The organism is Polaribacter sp. IC073 (assembly GCF_007997075.1).
In the GTDB taxonomy this organism is placed as follows: domain Bacteria; phylum Bacteroidota; class Bacteroidia; order Flavobacteriales; family Flavobacteriaceae; genus Polaribacter.
Map to the genome: position 1 here is coordinate 13225 of NZ_VORS01000002.1, position 23504 is coordinate 36728.

Here is a 23504-nt window from a genome sequence, read left to right on the forward strand (position 1 = left end):
ATTTTTCAAAAGTTGTGAATGAGAAATAACACTTGAATTAAATGAGAGTTTGTTATTTTCTTCTTTTGTTGGTTTTCCTTTTTAGAAAACTCTAAAATATAAATTTTAAATACTTCGCATATACTCTAACAATAGAATAGTCGTCATAATAATTATTGTATCAATATAGCATGACATATATAAGCCAGCCTTTTAGGAAACAGTATTATCTGATGTAAGTCTTTCAGTTAGTAAAGCATTTAAGTCACTGTAGTTTTGAGTATATTTTGATTCAGCCAAAAAAACCTCGCCATTCTTCAGCAACATCTTTTAAGAAATTATGTTCTTTCTAATTTAATGATGAATGTTCTAGTAGGTCTAGAGTTACACGCCATAAAACTGAAAACAATTAAATGAGCAAAGTTTTCATCGTTTTCAAATTCTTGTGTACTTTCTATTAGCGTACTTTAAAATCTTACTCCAGTAGCTTTGGTGCGTACAACTTGTGTTCTTTGAGGGTTTAAATTAGATAGATGCTTAACGGCTTAAATACAGCACAGTTATGTTAACTGTGCTGTGTTTTTAATAACTTTTTTACGTGTAATTTCTTCTTTCGTATCTTGTATACCTAAATATTAATCACTTTTTACTCTAAGATTATCTTTTTATTTAATTTTCCTTTTTCTGTTTCAATTTGAAAAATATAAGCTCCTGCCGCTCTTTTAGGCAAAGCCGCATTGTAAGTTCCGTTAGATTGAAAAGAAGTAGACAAAATTTGCTGACCCAAAAGATTAAATAGTTTTATAGAAGATTTTCCTTTTGGCAACCCTGTTATTCTTAAGACTTCAGAATTCAATTTATAAACTGTAACATCTTTAAAGACACTAGTTTCGTCTGTACTTAAAGTACTGTTTGAGGTATGTAGATTAAGTCTGCCAACGCCGTTTAAAGCTTCTTTTGGCGTAAAGGAATAGTTAGTGCCAGTAAGATCTAAACGTGTAAAAGTATTGTTCTCTCTATCTTCTACATACACTTTAAGACCTTTTGGTAAGTTTAAAGTTTCTATAGAAAAAGTAATTTCTATATCGGCAGCAGTTGTTATACCAATGGGAATTACCATGCTTTCATAATCTGAGTTTGGCAACGATTGAATTCCTAGTTTTCTACCCGTACTATTTGCAACAGCATGCGTGTATAGGCTAAAGTTTTGACTGGATCCCCCAAAAATAGAACTGTCATATCCGTTGTCAAAACTGGTTGTGGTTCCTGCTATATAATAGATTTCTGCATGTTTTAAAACGGTTCCGTTAGATATTGATACTTTTATTTCTGGTCTGTTGTTGTTTGTTTTTAGGAAGGTATCTGTACCTTGATGGCTTTGCATTTCTTCTGTAAAACGGAACGTTTTATCGCCATTAGCACTTACAAAAAAACCTTGCCCAGGCGCAATAAAGAAAGCAGCAGAAGCTAAGTTTTTGGTTGTGTAAGATTCGTTAGATTGGTCCCATAACCACAATGTAGCTTCAGTTAAAAAATCATTATCTACATCATTTATTGTTAAAAGATTGTTAACTGCATCTGCACCTGTATTTGCAGCAATATAAGAAGGATACGGGTTGCCAATTAAGTTAAAGCCGTTTGTGTTTGATGTTATTGCAATGTCTACTTTTTCAGTAGAAAGAGTGCCTGTAAAAGTAATGTCTTCGGTTTCTGATAGTTTAATTGCGCGCCCATCGCCTAAAACAAAATTTCCAGAATTGGTAGTTCCTGCTTGCCAATAAGTAAACGCTTCTGTAGTATTGTTATAATCTGATAAACCTCTATTGTCATCAGTACCAGCAGCCACACTTTGCGCTCCTATAAAAGCGTCAATATCTTGCCCGCTAACAGGCGAAGAAATAAATTGCCAATTAGTACTCCCTATACTCCGCTTATAGTTGATTTCTCCCGAAAATGTATTTGAAGCAATTAAAGAACTACCCGAAGTCATATCCACAGAAGTAACTACTACCGCATTAGCTGCTGTTGGGTAATTAGTTAAATTACCCGGAATTACAATCTTTTCAAAAGGTGCTACGGTTGTTGGAATTACACCCGTATCCCAATTTTCACCCGTACCCCAAGCATTTCCAGCACTTCCATCCCAAGTATTGGTGATGCTATTTTCATACCAAGATATCTCGCTATCATCAAACGACGTAGCAAGAATATCCATGTCTCCATCACCATCCATGTCAGCGGCATAAATAGATCTTATGTCGTTTGTGCTAGTTCTAAATTGTGCGGCAGTCCAAGACGGATTTGCATTCCCATCATTTAGATACCAAGATTTAGCTGAAAGAATGTCCATATGGCCGTCATTGTTAATATCTGCGGCAGAAATAGCTATGGAATTATTATGCAAAAGCCACATTTCACTACTGCTTGGCACCCCCGTAGCAATATTTTCCTCCGCAAAGGTTGGGTCTGCACTGCCATCATTTTCATACCAAGAGATGGTGTTTTTTTTTACGGCAATAATGTCTATATCACCATCATTATCCATATCTGCTGCATAAATAGCTTGCGCTAAAGTTGCACTGGTTGTAATGTCTATTTGATTTGAAAAGTCTGCACTACCATCATTTTTATACCAAGAAATAGTATTGGTATTTGAAGAAGCTACAATTACATCTATATCACCGTCATTATCAATATCAGCTAGAGAAATAGAATTTTTATAATCAGAATTATATTTAATACGATGTGCATTTTCTTGTAAAAAAGTACCACTTATATTTTCAAACCACATACAATAACTTTTACCTGCGTAATTGGCTGAAGCAACTGCTAAATCCACATCTCCGTCATTGTCAATATCAGCCATAAAAATAGATGGGATGCCTTTTAGATCAGCAGGAACTCTTCCGGAATAGTGATATAAATTTTTTTCCCAAGAAGAACCGTCACCATTATTCTTTAGAGTTATTATCTCTATAATAGTTTTACCCGTATTAACATTAAGTGTAATAATATCCATATCTCCATCATTGTCTATATCGGAGGCAAAAGCCTGTCTTGGTTTTGTTGGCGCACCGTATTCTGCTATAATTGTAGTGGTAAAACTAGGGTTTGCATTGCCGTCATTTTTATGTAAACTTATTTTTTGATATCTAAACCCACCAGAAACAAGATCCATATCTCCATCTCCATCAATATCAACTGGTAAAGTATAGCTACTCTCAATAGCATCATCTGCAACATAGTTATCGGTCCAAGAAGGCGTAAAAGCATTCAGCGCGCTTTTGGAGGTAAAACTAAAACTTGTTGGGTTTGTTAAAACAGCATCTGTGCTGTTTAAGATAGCAGCCGTAAGCGTTACGGCAATTACTTCGCCGGGTTTAAAGTTAGTTGTAGGGTTAAAGACAACAGTTTTGGTGCCACCACCAGAAAAGACACCTGCAATAATACCAGTGTATCTTCCTGTAATAACAATATTTGCTGCAGTAATACTAGCAGTCTTCGTATTGTCACTAAAATTTAAGGTAATGTTCGCATCTAAAGCGATATTATTTGCCACAGCTGCGGGTGTGTTGGAATCGAATGTAAATTGTGCTTGTAAAGATAGTGTGCACAAAAAGGTTAGAATAAGGGTGTGTTTAAACATAAATTTATAGTTTTTCATTATTATGTGTACATCTTAAAAAAATAAAAATTTCAAGAATTTAGGATGCAATCAAATTTAAAAGTTTTTTCCAGGAGCTTCTGGGCTTGCAGCTTGTGCTTTTTGTGGATTAAGAATTAGATACGTACCCAAAGCAGTTAATGCTGCATACTTGCCATAACTTCCTATCTTTTTAATGGCGTCTTTACGCGTAATTTCTTGCTCTTTATTTTGAGTGTTTTTTGTAGAAGTCTTCATGTGCTGTTAACTTTAAGATTTGGGGGTTATTCTAAAATTATTTTTTGGGTAAGTTTATTATTTTTACTTTCAATTTTTACGATGTATACACCAACTGCTCTTTTAGGTAAAAAGACATTGTAAGTTCCGTTAGAATTAAAAGTGGTATTTAAAACTTCTTTACCAAGTAAATTAAAGAGTTTTAATGAAGACTCTCCATCTATCAATCCTGTTACTCTTAAAGTATTTTTATCTAATTGATAAGTAGTGATTTTTTTAGAGATACTTTTGGAGTCTTCTAAACTTAAAGCATTACTTGAGGTGTGTACGTAAAAACGACCTGTTCCATTTAGCGCTTTTGTAGCTGTAAAAGAGTACGTTTTATGAAGCTCATCTAATTGCGTAAAAGTATTGTTCTCTCTATCTTCTACATACACTTTAAGACCTTTTGGTAAGTTTAAAGTTTCTATAGAAAAAGTAATTTCTATATCGGCAGCAGTTGTTATACCAATGGGAATTACCATGCTTTCATAATTTGAGTTTGGTAACGATTGAATTCCTAGTTTTCTACCCGTACTATTTGCAACAGCATGCGTATAAATACTAAAATCTTGATTGGCTCCCCCAAAAATAGAACTGTCATATCCGTTGTCAAAACTGGTTGTGGTTCCTGCTATATAATAGATTTCTGCATGTTTTAAAACGGTTCCGTTAGATATTGATACTTTTATTTCTGGTCTGTTGTTGTTTGTTTTCAGGAAGGTATCTGTGCCTTGATGGCTTTGCATTGCTTCTGTAAAACGGAACGTTTTATCGCCATTAGCACTTACAAAAAAACCTTGCCCAGGCGCAATAAAAAAAGCTGCAGAAGCTAAGTTTTTGGTTGTGTAAGATTCGTTAGATTGGTTCCATAACCACAATGTAGCTTCAGTTAAAAAATCATTATCTACATCATTTATTGTTAAAAGATTGTTAACTGCATCTGCACCTGTATTTGCAGCAATATAAGAAGGATACGGGTTGCCAATTAAGTTAAAGCCGTTTGTGTTTGATGTTATTGCAATGTCTACTTTTTCAGTAGAAAGAGTGCCTGTAAAAGTAATGTCTTCGGTTTCTGATAGTTTAATTGCGCGCCCATCGCCTAAAACAAAATTTCCAGAATTGGTAGTTCCTGCTTGCCAATAAGTAAACGCTTCTGTAGTATTGTTATAATCTGATAAACCTCTATTGTCATCAGTACCAGCAGCCACACTTTGCGCTCCTATAAAAGCGTCAATATCTTGCCCGCTAACAGGCGAAGAAATAAATTGCCAATTAGTACTCCCTATACTCCGCTTATAGTTGATTTCTCCCGAAAATGTATTTGAAGCAATTAAAGAACTACCCGAAGTCATATCCACAGAAGTAACTACTACCGCATTAGCTGCTGTTGGGTAATTAGTTAAATTACCCGGAATTACAATCTTTTCAAAAGGTGCTACGGTTGTTGGAATTACACCCGTATCCCAATTTTCACCCGTACCCCAAGCATTTCCAGCACTACCATCCCAAGTATTGGTGATGCTATTTTCATACCAATATATTTTCTCATCGTCATACGAAGTAGCAAGAATATCCATGTCTCCATCGCCATCCATATCAGCGGCAGAAATAGACCTTATGTCATTTGTACCATTTCTAAATTGTGCGGCAGTCCAAGACGGATTTGCATTCCCATCATTTAGATGCCAAGATTTACCCGAAAGAATGTCCATATGGCCGTCATTGTTAATATCTGCTGCAGAAATAGTCTTGTAGCCCAATCTATTAATATTTGCAGCGGTAAAGGTTGGGTCTTCAAGCCCATCATTTTTATACCAACGGATACGGTCTCCACTAACTGTAATAATATCTATATGATTGTCATTATCCATATCGGCGGCAAAAACATTGTCCGCACCTATATCTGTAATTTTTCTTTTAGTAAAACTTGGATCTGAACTGCCATCATTTTCATGCCAAACAGTTCCATTTCCTCCCCTAATAATATCCATATCACCATCATTATCCATATCGGCGACAAAAAAACCATTTATACCTGATGTTTCAATATCTTTCACTTTTTCCCATCTATAAGCCGTCTCTGGTTTACGTATATACAACTTGAGTCCTCCTCTACTATTAAGATTTTGACCTTGACTTGAAACAATAATATCCATTTTGCCGTCATTATTCATGTCAGCTACAAAAACAGAAGGCTTAAAATAAAGATAAGAATCTCCTCTCCTTCCAGTACCACCGCTACCCCATGACCACTTAGAACCATCACCCGCAAGGTTGAAATGCACTCTTACTGATATAATAACAGGACCATTACCTCCATTTGCAGTAACAATATCTAAATCACCATCTCCATCCATATCAGCCGCAAAAATAACCATTGGTTTTACGCCCGCATTATCTTCTGATATAGTTATAGAGGTAAAACTAGGGTTTGCATTGCCATCGTTTTTATGAAAAGTTAACTCAGTAGTCCAAAAATTACAAGATACAATATCCATATCTCCATCTCCATCTATGTCGGCTGTTATGCTAAAAAGTGTGCCCTCTGGCCCATCAGTAACGTATTGAGGAATATCTTCAACGAAGCTCTTAGTCCAAGAGGGTGTAAAAGAACTTAACGCACTTTTAGTGGTAAAACTAAAACTTGTAGGGTTTGTTAAAACAGCATCTGTGCTGTTTAAGACAGCGGCCGTAAGCGTTACCGTAATTACTTCGCCGGGTTTAAAGTTAGTGGTTGGGTTAAATACAACAGTTTTGGTGCCACCACCAGAAAAGGCGCCCGCAATACTACCGGTATATCTTCCTGTAATACGAATGTTTGTTGCCGTAATACTAGTAGCTTTTGTATTATCACTAAAATTTAAGGTAATGTTCGCATCTAAAGCGATATTATTTGCCACAGCTGCGGGTGAGCTGGAGTCGAATGTAAATTGTGCTTGTAAAGATAGGGTGCAAAAAAAAGAGACCACAAGAGATGCTTTAAGAAAAGAGGTAATTGTATTCATATATTATTTGATATTTGTGTATTAATATTTGGTCATCGAGGGTTTTGAAATGAATGACAAACACCAAGACCTAATACTTGTTGGAGCTGTAAATGAAACGGTAGCTTGTGCGTCACCAGGTTTAACTGTTGAAATTGCGGGAGCGTCAGGGCGTTTTTCTGTAAAAGAAAGTGTACCCCATTCTGTTCCGTCATAAAACATAAATCTACCTCCATCAAAATCTGTAACATAGACCTGTAACCCTGCAACTGGGCTTGCAATAGCTAAACGCTGCACATTAGTCATTCTTGGTATTAATAACCCTTTTGTAGTAGAAGTAATGTCTAAGGCTGCTGAAGCGTCTGGTGTTGCTGTGCCTATACCCACTTGGGCATACGTTGCTGCAGTTACTAATACTGCCGCTAAAAATGTAAATATATGTTTCATTAGTTTTTTTTTAATTGTATCTATACAGTAACACTTTTTTAAAAACAACCCTTACAGTCTTTTCAGAATGAAATCTTTTGTTTTAGCTTTTGAATATTGTGTTTTAATATCTACCCATTCAACGTTATCCCAGTTTAATGATTTAACTCCACTCTCCATAAACATATACCTATAATAAGTAGATCCACCTGGATTTAAATAAGTATCAACTGTAGCTTCATAGGTTACCGTTGATCCAGAACTTGAGGTTAGCGTTATTCTTGGAAGTGTTGTCATACTTTCAGTACCGTAATCTATATTTGATTCCAAATCACTAAGATTAAACGAAATAAAATCAAAATTGCCAGTACTAGCATTAAGTCGAAAAGTATTTTCTGAATTTCTTGAATTTAATTCTGTAGTACCATAAAATAAAATTCCGCCTTCATGCGCTGTTTGCTTTGTGATAACAAATGGAGAGTCATCAATTGATCCTGCATCAATGTATTGATTATAATATGTAAGGTTAGTGTAACTAGTTCCTGATGGTTTTCGGTCTGTATATTCATCTAGTATGGTGTAAGTTACAGGCCCTGACGGCGACGGCGACCATGGTGTCACTGCATTTGAAACAGCACTTGCCAAACTTGTTCCAATGCTGCTGGTTGCGGTAACTGTAAAGGTATAGGCTGTGCCATTGGTAAGACCTGTTACTGTTATAGTACCACTTCCTGCTTGGCTTACTGTTTCTGTAAAACCTCCTGGACTTGAGGTTGCCGTGTAAGAGGTTATTGCAGAACCCCCATTACTTGATGGTGCTGTGAAGGAAACGGTAGCTTGTGCGTTACCTGATACCACTTCTGAAATTGCTGGGGAAGAAGGTGCTACTGCCTCTGGTGTTACTGGACTTGAAGTAGCACTAGCAACACTTGTACCTATGGCATTGGTAGCCGTAACTGTAAAGGTATACGCGGTATCATTGGTTAAACCTGTTACTGTGACATCACCACCAACTGCTTGACTTACAGTGCCAGTTAAATCTCCTGGAGTTGACGTTGCCGTGTAAGAGGTTATTGCAGATCCTCCATCACTTGATGGAGGTGTAAATGAAACGGTAGCTTGTGCGATACTTGATACCACCTCTGTAATTGCGGGAGCTTCTGGACGTTTCTCTGTAAAAGAAAGTGTACCCCATTCTGTCCCGTCATAAAACATAAATCTACCTCCATCAAAATCTGTAACAAAGACCTGTAACCCTGCAACTGGGCTTGCAATAACTAAACGCTGTGCATTGGACATTCTTGGTATTAATAACCCTTTTGTAGTAGAAGTAATGTCTAAGGCTGCTGAAGCGTCTGGTGTTGCTGTGCCTATACCCACTTGGGCATACGTTGCTGTAGTTACTAATACTGCCGCTATAAATATAAATATTTGTTTCATTGGTTTATTTTTTAATAGTTTGTTTTATCTTTTAGTCGTTGTTTTATTACCAATTACTACCAGGCGCCGGAGGTGCAGATGTCGCTTGTGCCTTTTTAGGACTTAGAATCATAAATGTGCCCATAGCTGTTAATGCAGCATATTTGCCCATTTTCTTTACGGCCTCTTTTCTACTGATATCATTGGTACCGGCAGGTGTGTTTTCTGTTTTTTTCATAAAGTGTTCTTATTCTATTATTAATTTTTTAGTGAAAACAATGTTTGCTGCCTGCACTTTTAGGATATAGACTCCGGTCTTCATCCCTACTGTAGAAAGCATCTCTTTCTGTGAAGGGTTTTGGATGTTTTTTGAAAGTATTTTCATCCCTAATACATTGTAAAGAGTAAGCAATGCTGGCTCTGAGAACTGCTGTAATCCTTCTACAGAGATATAGGCGTTTCCTTTTCCTTTATATGCGGTTAATAATGAGCTACTGCTTACTGTATCTGTAGAAAGGGTACTTGCAGTAAAGTGAAGGAAAAACCGACCCACACCACTTAAGGTTGTTTGCGTTAAGAGCTCAAAACTCTCATTGGTAAGAAGTGTAAACGTGTTGTCTATTGTGTCTTCTAAATACACATTAACATCCTCTGGCATCGTACTATTCGCTATTTGAATTTTAAGAGAAATACCCGCTTCTTGGTCTATCGAAAGAGGAACTATTACATTACTTATAGCCTCTATAGGCATCGCATTGATACCCATACCAACACCGTTGTCTTGCTCTAAAAGTCTTGAGCTGAAACCTGAAGATTGGTTGAATGCACCTGCATCATACCCTGGATCTAACCCTAAAGTCAATCCTTCTTTAAAATAAAATTTAGTGTCTGCCACTTTAACGGCATCACTATGCATGTCTAAAACCAATTCGTAACTTGTTCCAGCAGATTTTGCGGTAACAAAATCATCAACTCCTGTAAGTGTTTGCATGGCTTTGGTAAAAGTGATTGTTTGATCCGCTCCACTTCCTGCAGCGGCTACAAAAAAACCTTGCCCCGGAGCTATGTGCGCGGCTGTGCTTGTATTGTTATAAATTTCATATCCTGTTCCATCAGCTTTCCAACCATAGATAGCCTCAAAATTATCGTCTATTGCTGCTGTATTGACCGTTAAAAAATTGTTAGTTCCATCAGCATTACTATTTCCATTAAGATAGGACGCAAATGGATTGGCAATTAAATTCCAACGCCTTCCTGCACCTAAATTTGCTGCATCGTTATTGTTTATGGCAACAGTTTGGTCTCCGTTGGCAATAGTTCCTGTAAAAGAGAGTGTGCCACCACTTGTGGTTGCCATTTGGTATCCTTGCCCTAATGCTAAATTACCCGTGATTATATTAGTAACGTTTGTCCAAGTATCTAAGGTATTGTCATAAGAACCTACTGCGTAAAAACTTCCGTTTGTTGCAATATTGATATCTGTTATTAGAGAAGTAAATGCCATACCAGATACTGGCGCACCTATTAAATCCCACTCTCCAGCACCCACTCTATTTACATAGCGATTATAGGTAATATTACCAGAGGTAACACCACTTGCCAATAACGACGAAAATTCATCCGAATCAGAATTTAAAGTAACTGTGCCTGCGGTGTTGGTGAAATTACCGCCAACAAAAACATAACTATCTTTGGGTATCGTAATGCTGCCACCACTGGCAACTGTTAAATTTTGCCCCAATAAAACAAAGGGGAAAAATAAAAGAATGTATACTATTTTTAATTTCATAATTGTGTTAATTTTATTTGATCACAAAAAGGTTAGAATAAGGGTGTGTTTAAACATAAATTTATAGTTTTTCTTTATTATGCGTACATCTCAAAAAAATAAAAATTTCAAGAATTTAGGATGCAATCAAATTTAAAAGTCTTTTCCAGGAGCTTCGGGGCTTGTAGCTTGTGCTTTTTGAGGATTAAGAATTAGATACGTACCCAAAGCAGTTAATGCTGCATACTTGCCATAACTTCCTATCTTTTTAATGGCGTCTTTACGCGTAATTTCTTCCACATTATTTTCTGACTGTCTTATTTTTTTCTTCATGATGGTTTGTCTGTAAGTCTTGGGTTTTATTCTAAGATTATTTTTTTAATCAGTTTACTTGCTTCATTTTCAATTTGAATGATATAAACTCCAGCAGTTCTTTTAGGTAAAGTCGCATTGTAAGATCCGTTGGACTCAAAAGAAGTATTTAAAACGTGTTTACCAAGAAGGTTAAATAGTTTTATAGAAGATGTACCTATTGGCAACCCAGTTATTCTTAAAGTATCAGGATTCAATTTATAAACTGTAATATTTTTTAAGACACTCGTTTCGTTAACACTTAAAGCGCTATTTGAAGTGTGCAGATAAAATCTACCAGTTCCGTTTAGAGTGATTTTTGGAGTAAAAGAATAGTTAGTACCAACTTGATCTAAACGTGTAAATGTGTTCGTTTCTTTGTCTTCTAAGAATAATTTAATACCATTAGGAAGGTTTAAAGATTCCGAAGAAAAGGTAACTTTTTTTCCAGCATCGGCTTTTAAGCCTAAAGGAATAAGCATGTTTTCATAATCTGAGTTTGGCAACACTTGTACACCTAACTTTTGGCCGCTATTATTATTATTTGCTACTAGATGTGTGTATAGTTGAAAAGAATTATTGGCACCTCCAAAAATAGTTCCATCATACCCATTGTCAAAACTAGTAGTAGTTCCTTCTATATAGAAAATACGTGTGTATTTGGTGTTCTTGCCTTCTTTTACAAATAATTTAATTTGAGGTCTTGTATCCGCTTGTTTTTGAAAGTTATCTGTTTTTTGATGTGTGATGTCTGCAATATCAAAAGTTGCAACTGCTGATGCACTACCCGCACTTAAAAAGAATGCTTGTGCTGGCGCAATTTCAAAATTGCCATCTACTCCAGAAGTTTTTGTCTCGTATTCACGAGAACTTTGATCCCAAAACCAGGCAGAAGCTTCGGATAAAATACCATCAGTAACATTATCGGCAAAGAAATCACCAAGATTTAAATAGGCAGTAAACGGATTTCCAACTAAATTAAAATTACTTGATGCTTGTGTTATTGTACTTATTTTGCTAACCGTATTTAAAGTTCCTGAAAAAGAAAGATTACCTGCAGTTGCTAATTTTACAGAATATCCTTGCCCAACATTTATGTTACCTGTAGAAGACGTATTTTGATATATCCATCTATTAGAGTTTAATGTATTATTATAACTTGCTAAACCAATATTGGTATCACTACCGGCAGCAAGACTGTTATTCGTTCTTAAGTTTTCTATAGTTTCGCCCGCAAAAGGGGAAGCCACTAAATACCAATTTGTAGTTGATAAATTTCTATTATAAATTACAGTTCCTGTAGAAGTTCCGTTTACTTTAAGAGAACCACCAGAATTTATAGTAAAAGTTCCGTTTTGATTAAGGTTACCACTTATAGTAAGTCCGCCGGGAGAATTAACTGTTAATGTAGCTTCTTTTAGGATGGTTACATCTTTGGATAACGCAATAGTACTTGCATCAATTACAGGTTTTTTTGTCGTATTAGGAATTACAACAGCGTTTGCAGCTGTTGGTATTGCGCCCGAACTCCAGTTACTTGCTGTTGCCCAATCTGTATCTGTTGTTCCAGACCAAGTATTACAGTTTGTAGACAAACCTCCATCACCAATAGTCCAACCTTTTGCTACTAATGTTGCTTTGGCCGTTTTTCCTGCACAATGTTTTAAGGTAGACACGTTTCCTAAGTTTACATTATTAAGTAAAGAAGCATTGGAAGCCCAAGCTATTAAAAGTTTGTCATAATTCTTTGTTGATAAGTTTGTAGCTTCTTGAATGAATGCGTTCAGACTGGTAACAGCACTATAATCCCAAGAAGAGAGGTCTTGATTGAATGCTGAATTTGATGCAAGCATGCCAAACATATTGGTAACATTACCAACATCCCAAGAAGAAATATTTCCATTAAATGCTGAAGCTTGGTAAAACATTAGAGACATATTAGTAACATTACTAACATCCCAAGAAGAGAGATCTTGGTTGAATGCGGAAGCTCCAAAAAACATATAACTCATATTATTAACATTACTAACATTCCAAGAAGAAATATCTTGATTGAATGCTGAAGCTTCATAAAACATAACTTCCATCTTTATAACATCACTCACTTTCCAAGAAGAAATATCCTGATTGAATGCGGAAGCTCCTCTAAACATCCATTGCATATTGTTAACTTTACTTACATCCCAAGAAGAAATATCTCCATTAAAAATGGATGCATCTTGAAACATATAACTCATATTAGTTACTTTACTAACATTCCAAGCAGTAGAAGAGGCAGATAAATCTCTATTAAATACAGAGGCTTTATGAAACATATTACTCATATTGGTAACATTGCTCACATTCCAAGAAGAAATATCAGCATTAAATGCGGAGGCTTTATGAAACATGAATTGCATATCGGTAACCGCACTCACATCCCAAGAAGAAATAGTTGCATTGAATACAGAAGCGTCTTGAAACATCCTGCTCATATCGGTAACCACGCTTACATTCCAAGAAGAAATATCTTGATTGAATGCTGAAGCTTCATAAAATATTCTGTTCATGTTCGTTACCTTACTTACGTCCCAGGAAGCGATATTTCCATTAAATACGGAAGCACCACTAAACATGCTGCTCATATTTGTTACCTTACTAACATCCCAAGAATTAGCTGTAGTAGCAAGGTTTCTATTAAATGAGGAAGCATTATTAAACATATAGTGCATGCGAATAACCTTACTCACATCCCAAGAAGAAATATCTGCATTAAATTTTGTAGCATCTTGAAACATATAGTGCATATAAACAACCTTACTTACGTTCCAAGAAGAAATATCTGCATTAAATTTTGTAGCACCCTCAAACATATATTGCATAGAGGTAACTGCGCCCACATCCCAAGAAGATATATCTCTATTAAAAACAGTTGCTTTGTCAAACATGGCGAACATGCTGGTAACTTTACTTACGTTCCAAGAAGAGATATCTCCATTAAATGCAGGAGCTAAACGAAACATTTGAGCCATATCTGTAACAGTACTCACATCCCAAGAAGAAAGATCTGCATTAAATGTTGTAGCACCCCAAAACATACTGGTCATAAGGGTAACCTTACTTAAATTAGGTGCATCTGTAGCGGTACTGTTTAATTGTGTGCATTCAAAGAAAGCACCCGTTAAATTTGCTTCCCAATCAAGATCTCCCCATTGTTTAATATCTTTAATTTTATCTTTAGAGTGGGGTAAACTTTCAAAATCTATTCTTGTAGCTTCTCCATTAATAGAGACATTGTAGCTTCCTGCTGCTTTATAAGTATGTGTTGCGACACCCGTTTCTTCAGTAGGTTTTGTCTTGTCTCCCCAATCTACTGTAGAGGTGCCAGACATAGGTATTTGTACTTCTTCGTTTGAGGAGGTTGTTTCCCAAGTGGTAATAAATGCGGAAGAAGAAGAGAAGTCTAAACCACCATCATCAATGATCCATCCTTTTTTACCTACCAATGTTGCTCTCGCCTTTGCACCTGTACAATGTTTTAAAGTTGAGACATTTCCTATATTTACATCCGAAGGTAAAGAAAGAGCAATCGCATCCCAGGCTCTTAAAAGTTTATCATAATTTCTTGTTGATACGCTTGTTGCGTCTTCAAGGAAAAGGAAGAGATTGTTAACAGCACTAAAATTCCAAGAAGAGATATCTTGATTGAATACTGTGGCTTTAAAAAACATAAATGACATATTGGTAACGCTACTTACATCCCAAGACGATAGATCTCCATTAAATGCGGAAGCAGCGTTAAACATACCTTTCATATTGGTAACATTATTTAAATTAGGCGCGTCTGTTGCTGTACTATTTAATTTGGTACATGCCTGGAAAGCAAAACTTAAGTCTGCTCCCCAAGTAATATCTCCCCATTGTTTAATGTCTTTTATTTTATCTTTAGAGTGTGGTAGGCTTTTAAAATCTATTTTAGTGGCGGCGCCATTAATAGAAACATCGTAGCTTCCTGCTGTTGTATAGGTGTGTTCTGCAGTATCGGTTAAAGATTCAGTTGTTCCGTCTCCCCAGTCTATAGTATAAGAACCAGACAAGGGTATTTTTACCACTTCGTTTGGGGAAGTTGTTTCCCAAGTTGTAATAAATGGCAATGCTATTAAAATAGAAGTTTCTTTTGCTTCATCAATTTTAATAGACTCACTTTCTAGATGGTAAAACTTGTTTTCTTTGGTAAAACTTAAAGTTTTTGAAACTGTTGTTTTTGCATTTAAGGTTGAATTAATTAAAATAGCAACTAGAAATAGTAGTTGAAGTATTCTTTTCATGATGAGGGCTTTTTGCTAAACTAGCGGGATTTAAGCCCTAAAAAAAATACTTTATGTGCACTATTGGGTTTTCAAAAGATATATTGAGTTTTCAACAAGTATAAAAAGAGATAAAAAAAGAAATGGATAGCCTTCACTTATTTTATACTGCTAAAAAATTTTGAAATTCTTGTGTTATAGAAATGAATATAGAAAAAATGCTGCTAAATATTAAGTGGTTTTGTTTTATTCTATCTATTAAAGTTAAAAATTGCTTCGACAACAAGTATATAATTATTTGATAGCAGAAAAAGCAAAAGCGTTAATTGACTTAATTTGAATTTTTATGTAAGCTCTATTTTGTTTAAACGTACATATTCGCTTGGAGTTAATGATGTGTGTATTTTAAAGGAATTGTAAAAAGTACTATAAGATTCAAACCCTACTTCTACAGATAAAGATTCAAAAGTTCCTTTAACCAAATAACTATTTTCAATTAATTTAACGGCAACTTCAATTCTTGAATAATTTTTAAATTTTGTAAAACTAGGACTAGTAATATGAAACTTTAACAAATAAAAACAATGCGTTAATGGAACACCTGTTACTCTTGAAAACTCTTTAACGTTGACCCCTTTTTTTTCAAATATATTGTCTTTAAATATGTTTTGCTCAAATAGATGAAACACTTTAATTATTTCATTTTTAGTGTAACGCTCGGATATTTTTGCTTCAATTTCTGATAAATCAGCATTTAAAGGTGAAATTGACCAGGTTTTTGTTAAAATTAAATCACTAAAAACATACTGGCTATTTTTTTTATATTTTGATAATATTTTTTTTCGAAATAGATAAAGAATACTAATTATAAGGATGAAGACGAATACTAGCACATAATTTAGATATTCTTTAAAAATGAACGTAGTACTTTTTTTATTTAAATTTTCTCCTTTGTATGGAAAAAGATTGTTATTTACTTCCTTAATTCTAACCCTTTTCATGTCCCAACTATTAGAAACTATCTCAAGTTTTTCTTTAAAGGCTTTGGCTCCATAAAACATCAGTTCCATGTCGGTAACTTTAGCGGTATTCCAGTTTGTTATATCCCCATTAAAAGCTTCCGCATAATAAAACATCCATTTCATATTAGTTACTTCAGCCGTATTCCAAATATCTCCATCTCTTCGGATATTTTGGTTAAAAGTAAAGGCATTTTCAAACATGGACTCTGTATTAAGTAAAGAAGTCGTATTCCAATTTGTTATATCTCCATTAAATGAGTGGGCGCTATAAAACATTCTATACATATTAGTTACCGCAGCTGTATTCCAGGAATTACCGTTTCTATTAATATTTTTATTGAATGCCGACGCCTCAAAAAACATGTATGACATATCCGTTACTTTCTGAGTACTCCAATTACTTATGTCACAATTAAATGCCGCTCTACCCTGAAACATAGCCATCATATTAGTAACGTTAGCTGTATTCCAGCTTGAAACATTTACTTTAAATAAAACATCTATAACATCAACTGAAAACATAAATTGCATATCAGTAACCGCAGCAGTATTCCAATTATTTAAACTTTGAGTTCCACCAACATCAAAGGCGATGCAGTTACCAAACATTCCGCGCATATTGGCAACATTGGCGGTGTTCCAGCCAGAAACATCTCCGTTAAAAATCATAAAATTATTAATATTCTTGTATTTACTGCCACCTGCAAATAGATACCTCATGTTTGTTATGGTGCTTACGTCCCAATTCTTAAAAGTTGTTCCGACTAAAGAAGAACAATTTTGGAATGCTCTAAACATCGAAGTTGTTTTAGAAAGGTTTGGTTCATCTGTTGCGGAGACTGTTAAGTAGTTGGCTCCAAAAAAAGCGCCAAAAAAAGAATTCCATATTCCTTCGCCCCAATTAGAAATATCTAAAAGCATCGTTCTAGAAGGATGATTCCCGTTTAGAAACATGCTTCCAATATCTTTGGCTGCATCATTTACACCAATTTTAATGTTATAGCTGCCAGATACTTTGTAAGTGTGTGTTGGGAAAACGCCGTTTTTATGGGTTGTAGCGCTGCCGTCTCCCCAATGAATTGTAATATTTGTGTACTCTTTTAGAGGCAGCTCAAAAGTGCCCTTCGGTATATTCCAAGAAGACGTAAAGTTATTATTTTGTGCATTGGTTGTAAAAAGAGAGTAAGTAAAAACGACTATAAATATTAAATATTTTAGGGGCATATATTTTAAGAAAAAAAGTACTTATGAGAATTTCTAATAACAAACGTAAGGCGAATATTCTTTATGAGCCTTAAAAAACCGATAACTTTTTTTAATTCGGAAAGGCATCATTTTATTTTTAAAAGATAAAATAGTGTAAAAGTTATAAGAAAGAAGACTAGAATGTAATTTTTAAACTTTACTCTTTAAAATTTTAAATAAAAAAAAACTCACAACAATTAGGTTGTGAGTTTTTAAATATATGGTAAACTAAGAATTAAAAATCCTTAAAATTGCTCTCTTCCAGAAAAGTGAAAGTTTCCTTCAATTTGTGCATTTTCATCAGAATCAGAACCATGTACAGCATTTTCTCCCATAGAAGTTGCAAACATTTTTCTAATTGTTCCTTCCGCAGCATCCGCAGGGTTTGTAGCACCAATTAAAGTTCTAAAATCTTCTACAGCATTGTCTTTTTCTAAGATTGCAGCTACTATTGGTCCACGTGTCATGAATTCTACTAATTCACCAAAAAACGGACGCTCATTATGCACCGCATAAAAAGTTTCAGCATCTGCTTTTGTCATTTGTGTTTTCTTTAAAGCTACAATTCTAAATCCTGCAGCGTTAATTTTGTCTAAAATTGCACCAGTATGTCCGTTTTCTACAGCATCTGGTTTAAGCATTGTAAATGTTCTATTTGTTGCCATTGTATTTTTTATATTTTTTGCAAAAGTACACTTTTTTATATTAACAATAAATTATGGGTAAGTTTGAGATAATTCTTGTAATAGCTTATTATTTTTACCTCGCATCTGCATTGTGATTTTATGGGCTTTAAAATCAAATTTTAAGATACCAAAGCTAATTTTAGAAATAACATTTTGTACTCTGTATTGGTTTTTTTCTGAAGTAAAACCTTTGTAAGAATGCGTTAATCCGCTAGAAGTAAAATCTATGATTGGAAAAGAAAGACCTGTAACATCCGTTTTAGAAAATTCTGAAATATGTCTGTCACCAGAAAGTAGTAAAACACCTTTAGCGTTACTTTTAGTAATAGTTGTTTTTAATTTAGCAACTTCATGAGGGAAATTCCCCCAAGTTTCAAAACCATGTTCGGCAGCTAAAACTTGAATACTACTTACAATAATATTAAAATCTGCTTTAGAATTATTTAATTCATTTGTAAGCCATTGCCATTGAGTTTTACCTAAAACAGTTCCGTTTCCGTACGTATTTGGTGTAAATCTCTTTTTATTTTTTGAAGATCTGGTTAATGCTGTTCTAAAATATCTGGTGTCTAAAACAATTACTTTTATACTTCCTTTTGCTGTGTTAAAAATTTCTGAATGATAAATGCCTTCTTGACTTCTTCTAGGGCTATTTTTATCAATATTTAAAAAATCTAAAAATAATTCTTGTGCTTCTTCTTTTACAGGAGACTCAACACCGCTATCGTTCTTGCCGTAATCATGATCGTCCCAAGTAGCCATTATTGGTAAATTGTTTACCAATTCTAAATATCCTTTCTGGTTTCTTAAAGTTTCGTAATCTTTTCTTAATTTATTCATGTCATGGGTATCAGAATAAATATTATCTCCACCCCAAACCCACAAGTCTGGTTTATTCTTTTTGATTTCTTTCCATAAAATATTTTCTATATTTTGTTTACTGCAAGAGCCAAAAGCAATGGTGAAATCAGTTTTTTTATTAAATTTCATTCTTTTAGAACTTGTACAAGAAGTTAAAATAATTGGAAGGATGAAACAGATAATTTTTATAAGATTCTTCAAGACTAAATGGTTTAAGATTACTACAAATGTAAAGCGAAATTTATTTTGAACACTATTATTAAATTGTATATTCGCAAACTATGATTTTAAAAGGATTTGACGATTTAAAATTATTTCTTAAAAAACCAAGGAATATTGTAATAATTGGGCACAGAAACCCAGATGGAGATGCAATGGGAGCTACTTTAGGCTTGCAATATTATATGTCAAAAAAAGGTCATAAAGCTACTGTTGTGGTGCCAAATGAGTATCCAGAATTTTTACACTGGTTGCCAGGTTCAGAGAACACTTATCGTTTCGATTGGCAAAATAGTCAATCTAAAAAGGCAATAAATGCATCAGAAATTATTTTTCTATTAGATTTTAATGCGTTGCACAGAGTTGGTCATGACATGCAAAAGACGCTCGAAAAATATCCGAATGATTTTGCAATGATAGATCATCATCAACAACCAGACGATGTAAAATATATGTATTCTGATGTAGAAATTTGTTCTACTTGCCAGATGGTGTATCAGTTTATTGAAATGAATAATGATTTAGATTTAATTGATGCTGATATTGCAACGTGTTTGTACACGGGTATTATGACAGATACAGGTTCTTTTAGATTTCGATCTACTACTAGTACAACACACAGAATTATTGCAGATTTAATTGATAAAGGCGCAGAGAACAATAAGATTCATAACAATGTGTACGATTCAAATTCTTACGGAAGGTTGCTGTTGTTAGGACAAGCACTTAGCAATTTGCAAATTTTACCAGCATACAAAACAGCTTTTATTACGTTAACAGAAGCAGAAAAAAAGAAGTTCGATTTTCAAAAAGGAGATACAGAAGGTGTTGTTAATTATGCGCTTTCTTTAAAAGGAATTATTTTTGCAGCTATTTTTATTGAAGATACAGAACAAAGTATGATAAAAATATCTTTTAGATCTAAAGGTAATTTTTCTGTAAATGAATTTTCTAGAAAACACTTTAATGGTGGTGGTCATGACAATGCAGCAGGAGGCAGGTTCGATGGCTCTTTAGAGGAATCGACTACATTCTTTAAAGAACTTTTACCAAGCTATACAACCGAATTAAATAACTCTTATGAAGCATAGTTGCTATTTAATTTTCGGAATTTTATTTTTAGTAAGTTGTACTACTTCTAAACCTAGAAGACCAATCAACCCAAAACCTTCAACTACTATTTTTCAAGATAATATTGAAACGACCAAAAGATTATTTCAATTAGAAAAAAATGAAATTATAGCGTTTATTAAAAAAGACACTAGCAACGAGTACAAAACGTCTTCTAACGGTTTTTGGTACACGTATATAACTAAAGTTGAAGCAGATTTAGCAATGCCTAAAATAGGTGATATTGTTGAATTGCAGTATGATATTAGAGATTTAAATAATACTATTATATACAGTAAAGAAGTCTTAGGAACAAAAAACTACAAAGTAGACAAAGAAGATTTTATAGCTGGAATTCAGAAAGGAATAAAGTTGATGAAAATAGGAGAAACAATTACATTTGTCTTTCCGTCTTACAATGCTTTTGGTATTTCCGGTGATGGAAATAAAATAGGAATTAACAAAACAATAAAGAGTAGAGTAACGTTATTAAATATTAAATAAATTAATTAAAAATGAGAATTGTAAAAAATTTAGCAGTAGCAGCAATAACAGTAACAATGTTTTCTTGCGGAAACCAAGTGAAAGAAGTAAAATCTTTAGATACAGAATTAGATTCTGTAAGTTATGCAGTAGGCCTAAGTATGTCTGGTCAATTAAAATCTACTTTTAGTGAAGTTGATAAAGATGTTTTAAGTCAAGGTATTAGAAACGGTTTAGATTCTACTAATTTATTAATAGAAACAAAAGATATTCAAAAAATTTTAAGCTCTTATTTTCAAAAGAAACAGCAAGCTCAAATGATAGAGCAGCAAGAGAAAGCAGCAAAAGCAGCAGAAGCTAAGTTTGGTGAAAATAAAAAAGCAGGTGAAGCATTTTTAGCAGCCAACAAATCTAAAGAAGGTGTAAAAACTACAGAAAGTGGCATACAATATATTGTACTTAAAGAAGGTTCGGGGGAAAAACCAGCAGGACCAACTTCTAGAGTAAAAGTACATTACCACGGTACAAACATAGAAGGAAAAGTTTTTGATAGCTCTGTTGAAAGAGGAACACCTTCTGAATTTGGTTTAAACCAAGTAATTAAAGGTTGGACTGAAGGTGTGCAATTAATGAATGAAGGAGCAAAATACAAGTTTTTTATCCCTCAAGAATTGGCTTACGGACCGCAACAAAAAAGTGCAGAAATTAAACCTTTTTCTACTTTAATTTTTGAAATTGAATTATTAGAAGTTATAAAATAAAAAGATGAAAAATATTTTCTTTGTTTCCATAGTATTTGCAGTATTTATTTCTTGTACACCAAAAAAGTATAAAGACTTAAAGGAAGGTTTGTACGCAGAAATTGAAACCAATAAAGGAAATATTTTGTTAGAATTATATGCTGATGATGTACCTAAAACTGTAGCAAATTTTGTTGCTTTAGTTGAGGGTACACACAGTGAATTGTTAGATTCTTTAAAAGGAAAAAACTTTTATGAAGGAATTATTTTTCATAGAGTAGTTTCTAACTTTGTAATTCAAGGTGGTGGTTTTACTTCGGAAGGAAGAAAAAGTACAGGCTATGTTTTTGGTGACGAATTTCCTAGAACAGCAAACGGAAAACTTACTTACACACATGATGACCAAGGAATTCTTTCGATGGCAAACGGAGGGCCAAAAACAAATAATAGTCAGTTTTTTATAACCCATAGAGGCATACCACATTTAAATGGTAAGCATAGTGTTTTTGGTAAAACGATTGTAAACCCTTTTCAATTAAAAAAATTACAGAAAAATTACATAGATTCTTTGCTGTTAAAAAATGCAATTGATTCTACTAGAATGGCTGTTGTTTTTAAAATATCACAAAATGATACTATAAATACCGTAAATATTATTAGAATAGGTTCTAAAGCAGAAGATTTTAATGCAGCAGAAGTTTTTGATACCGAAGTAGCAAGTTTTAACAAATCTCAAGAAGATAAAGTTAAAGAAGAAAACAAAGTTGAAGAAAAAAGATATGCTAAATACCTAGAAGCTAAGAAAATTTTTTTATTAGAAAAAGAAGAATCTAAAGCTATAAAAACAGGTACAGGTTTGCGAATTTTAAAAATAAAAGAAACGAAAGGTAAAAGAGTTTTAGCTTCTAAAACAGTTACTGCAAACTATACGTTGTACATTGCAGATGGTAAAAGAATGCAATCTTCAGAAGATATTGGCAAACCCATTGTTTTTGATTTAAATGATGATGCAAGACCCATGATAAGTGGTTTAAAAGAAGGTGTTTTATCGATGAGAGAAGGAGAGAGATCTAGATTATTTATTCCTTATACTATTGGTTTTGGAGATCAAAAATTCGGACCATTCCCAGCAAAATCAGATTTAGTTTTTGATATAGAAATCTTAAAAATTGGCAAATAATTTGTTAGACATTATTCAAAAAGATAAAGAATTACTTATTTTCTTAAACAATTTAGGAAACGAAAATTGGGACGCATTTTGGTTGGCAATTACGCATCAATTTAATTGGGCACCCTTATTTATTTTCATTATTTTTTTAGTGATAAAATCTTTTGGATGGAAAAGAGGTGGTTTTATGATACTTGCCATGATTATTCTAGTAGCTTTCTCAGACCAATTTACCAACTTAATAAAGAATTCTGTAGAAAGATTAAGACCTAATAACGATTTTGATATAAAATATTCATTAAGAACCTTTATAAAACCGCAGAGTTTTAGTTTTACGTCTGGTCATGCAACAACATCAACTTTTTTCTCTGTTTTTGTTGTACTTTTATTAAGAGAAAAATACAAATATATTTACTTCATATTATTATTTCCTTTAATATTTGCTTACAGTAGATTGTATTTAGGCGTACATTTTCCTATAGATATTTTTGTAGGAATTATTATAGGAACACTTTTTGCAACTATTTATTATTATCTTTTCAAAAAGGTTGATAAAAAAATATTTCCTACTATAAAATAGTAAGCACTTCACTTTTAACTTATTCGGCGTAGTTATTATAATTTATGAACTAGTTTTCTTTAGCTCTTTTACAGAAATGAAAAAATTGAAAAACAGAAATTTTTTAATGATCATTTTAAATAGAAGTAAATCTAAAGAGTGAAGAAAATCTTGTTTGTATTCAAGGGAACAATTTTCTTTGTTTATTAAAAACAAACTTGTGTTTTTAACTTAAAAAAGGGACTCTAAAAACCATAAAAATCAGTAAATTTGCCG

General features: G+C 33.8%; 17 protein-coding genes. 5 read left to right on the top strand and 12 right to left on the bottom strand.

Annotated elements, in window-relative coordinates:
• Positions 1-625: 625 nt before the first annotated feature.
• From ES045_RS02950 to ES045_RS03000, 12 genes are all read right to left on the bottom strand, one after another.
• The gene (locus ES045_RS02950; protein ID WP_147112181.1) at positions 626-3643 is read right to left on the bottom strand and encodes an FG-GAP-like repeat-containing protein; all 3018 of its coding nucleotides are present in this window, start codon (positions 3641-3643) and stop codon (positions 626-628) included.
• Between the two features lie 57 nt (positions 3644-3700).
• Complete coding sequence (locus tag ES045_RS02955) at positions 3701-3880, bottom strand: hypothetical protein (protein ID WP_147112185.1); 180 nt, start codon at positions 3878-3880, stop codon at positions 3701-3703.
• 26 nt (positions 3881-3906) lie between these two features.
• Positions 3907-6906: an FG-GAP-like repeat-containing protein gene (locus ES045_RS02960; RefSeq protein ID WP_147112188.1), complete on the bottom strand. Its 3000-nt coding sequence runs from the start codon at positions 6904-6906 to the stop codon at positions 3907-3909.
• A 21-nt stretch (positions 6907-6927) separates the two neighbouring features.
• The gene (locus ES045_RS02965; protein WP_147112189.1) at positions 6928-7332 is read right to left on the bottom strand and encodes a hypothetical protein; all 405 of its coding nucleotides are present in this window, start codon (positions 7330-7332) and stop codon (positions 6928-6930) included.
• A gap of 51 nt (positions 7333-7383) precedes the next feature.
• The gene (locus ES045_RS02970; RefSeq protein ID WP_147112192.1) at positions 7384-8751 is read right to left on the bottom strand and encodes a fibronectin type III domain-containing protein; all 1368 of its coding nucleotides are present in this window, start codon (positions 8749-8751) and stop codon (positions 7384-7386) included.
• Between the two features lie 46 nt (positions 8752-8797).
• Positions 8798-8968 (bottom strand): hypothetical protein, encoded by a 171-nt coding sequence (locus ES045_RS16305; protein ID WP_189663015.1) that lies wholly within the window; start codon positions 8966-8968, stop codon positions 8798-8800.
• Positions 8969-8977: 9 nt separating this feature from the next.
• The gene (locus ES045_RS02975) at positions 8978-10519 is read right to left on the bottom strand and encodes a T9SS type A sorting domain-containing protein (protein ID WP_147112194.1); all 1542 of its coding nucleotides are present in this window, start codon (positions 10517-10519) and stop codon (positions 8978-8980) included.
• Positions 10520-10651: 132 nt separating this feature from the next.
• The gene (locus ES045_RS02980) at positions 10652-10831 is read right to left on the bottom strand and encodes a hypothetical protein (protein WP_147112196.1); all 180 of its coding nucleotides are present in this window, start codon (positions 10829-10831) and stop codon (positions 10652-10654) included.
• 26 nt (positions 10832-10857) lie between these two features.
• Positions 10858-15156, bottom strand: coding sequence for a BspA family leucine-rich repeat surface protein (locus ES045_RS02985; protein ID WP_147112198.1), 4299 nt, complete (start codon positions 15154-15156; stop codon positions 10858-10860).
• A gap of 323 nt (positions 15157-15479) precedes the next feature.
• Positions 15480-17381: a BspA family leucine-rich repeat surface protein gene (locus ES045_RS02990; RefSeq protein WP_147112201.1), complete on the bottom strand. Its 1902-nt coding sequence runs from the start codon at positions 17379-17381 to the stop codon at positions 15480-15482.
• 266 nt (positions 17382-17647) lie between these two features.
• The gene (locus tag ES045_RS02995) at positions 17648-18067 is read right to left on the bottom strand and encodes a nucleoside-diphosphate kinase (RefSeq protein ID WP_147112203.1); all 420 of its coding nucleotides are present in this window, start codon (positions 18065-18067) and stop codon (positions 17648-17650) included.
• Between the two features lie 51 nt (positions 18068-18118).
• Positions 18119-19078 (bottom strand): alkaline phosphatase D family protein, encoded by a 960-nt coding sequence (locus ES045_RS03000; protein WP_147112206.1) that lies wholly within the window; start codon positions 19076-19078, stop codon positions 18119-18121.
• Between the two features lie 152 nt (positions 19079-19230).
• On the opposite strand from ES045_RS03000, the gene ES045_RS03005 reads away from it, so the two are divergent.
• Genes ES045_RS03005 through ES045_RS03025 form a run of 5 tightly spaced genes read left to right on the top strand, consistent with a single transcriptional unit; the run spans position 19231 to position 23249 of the window.
• Positions 19231-20259 carry a DHH family phosphoesterase gene (locus tag ES045_RS03005; RefSeq protein ID WP_147112208.1) on the top strand — a complete coding sequence of 343 codons (1029 nt, stop codon included), beginning with the start codon at positions 19231-19233 and terminating at the stop codon, positions 20257-20259.
• Positions 20249-20782 (top strand): gliding motility-associated peptidyl-prolyl isomerase GldI, encoded by a 534-nt coding sequence (gene gldI / locus ES045_RS03010; RefSeq protein ID WP_147112212.1) that lies wholly within the window; start codon positions 20249-20251, stop codon positions 20780-20782. The genes ES045_RS03005 and gldI overlap by 11 nt, the downstream gene beginning before the upstream one ends.
• 11 nt (positions 20783-20793) lie before the next feature.
• Positions 20794-21522 carry an FKBP-type peptidyl-prolyl cis-trans isomerase gene (locus ES045_RS03015; protein ID WP_147112214.1) on the top strand — a complete coding sequence of 243 codons (729 nt, stop codon included), beginning with the start codon at positions 20794-20796 and terminating at the stop codon, positions 21520-21522.
• A gap of 4 nt (positions 21523-21526) precedes the next feature.
• Positions 21527-22681, top strand: coding sequence for a peptidylprolyl isomerase (locus ES045_RS03020; protein ID WP_147112217.1), 1155 nt, complete (start codon positions 21527-21529; stop codon positions 22679-22681).
• Positions 22671-23249, top strand: a complete 579-nt coding sequence (locus tag ES045_RS03025; protein ID WP_223267167.1) for a phosphatase PAP2 family protein — start codon at positions 22671-22673, stop codon at positions 23247-23249. The genes ES045_RS03020 and ES045_RS03025 overlap by 11 nt, the downstream gene beginning before the upstream one ends.
• The last annotated feature ends 255 nt before the right edge of the window (positions 23250-23504 follow it).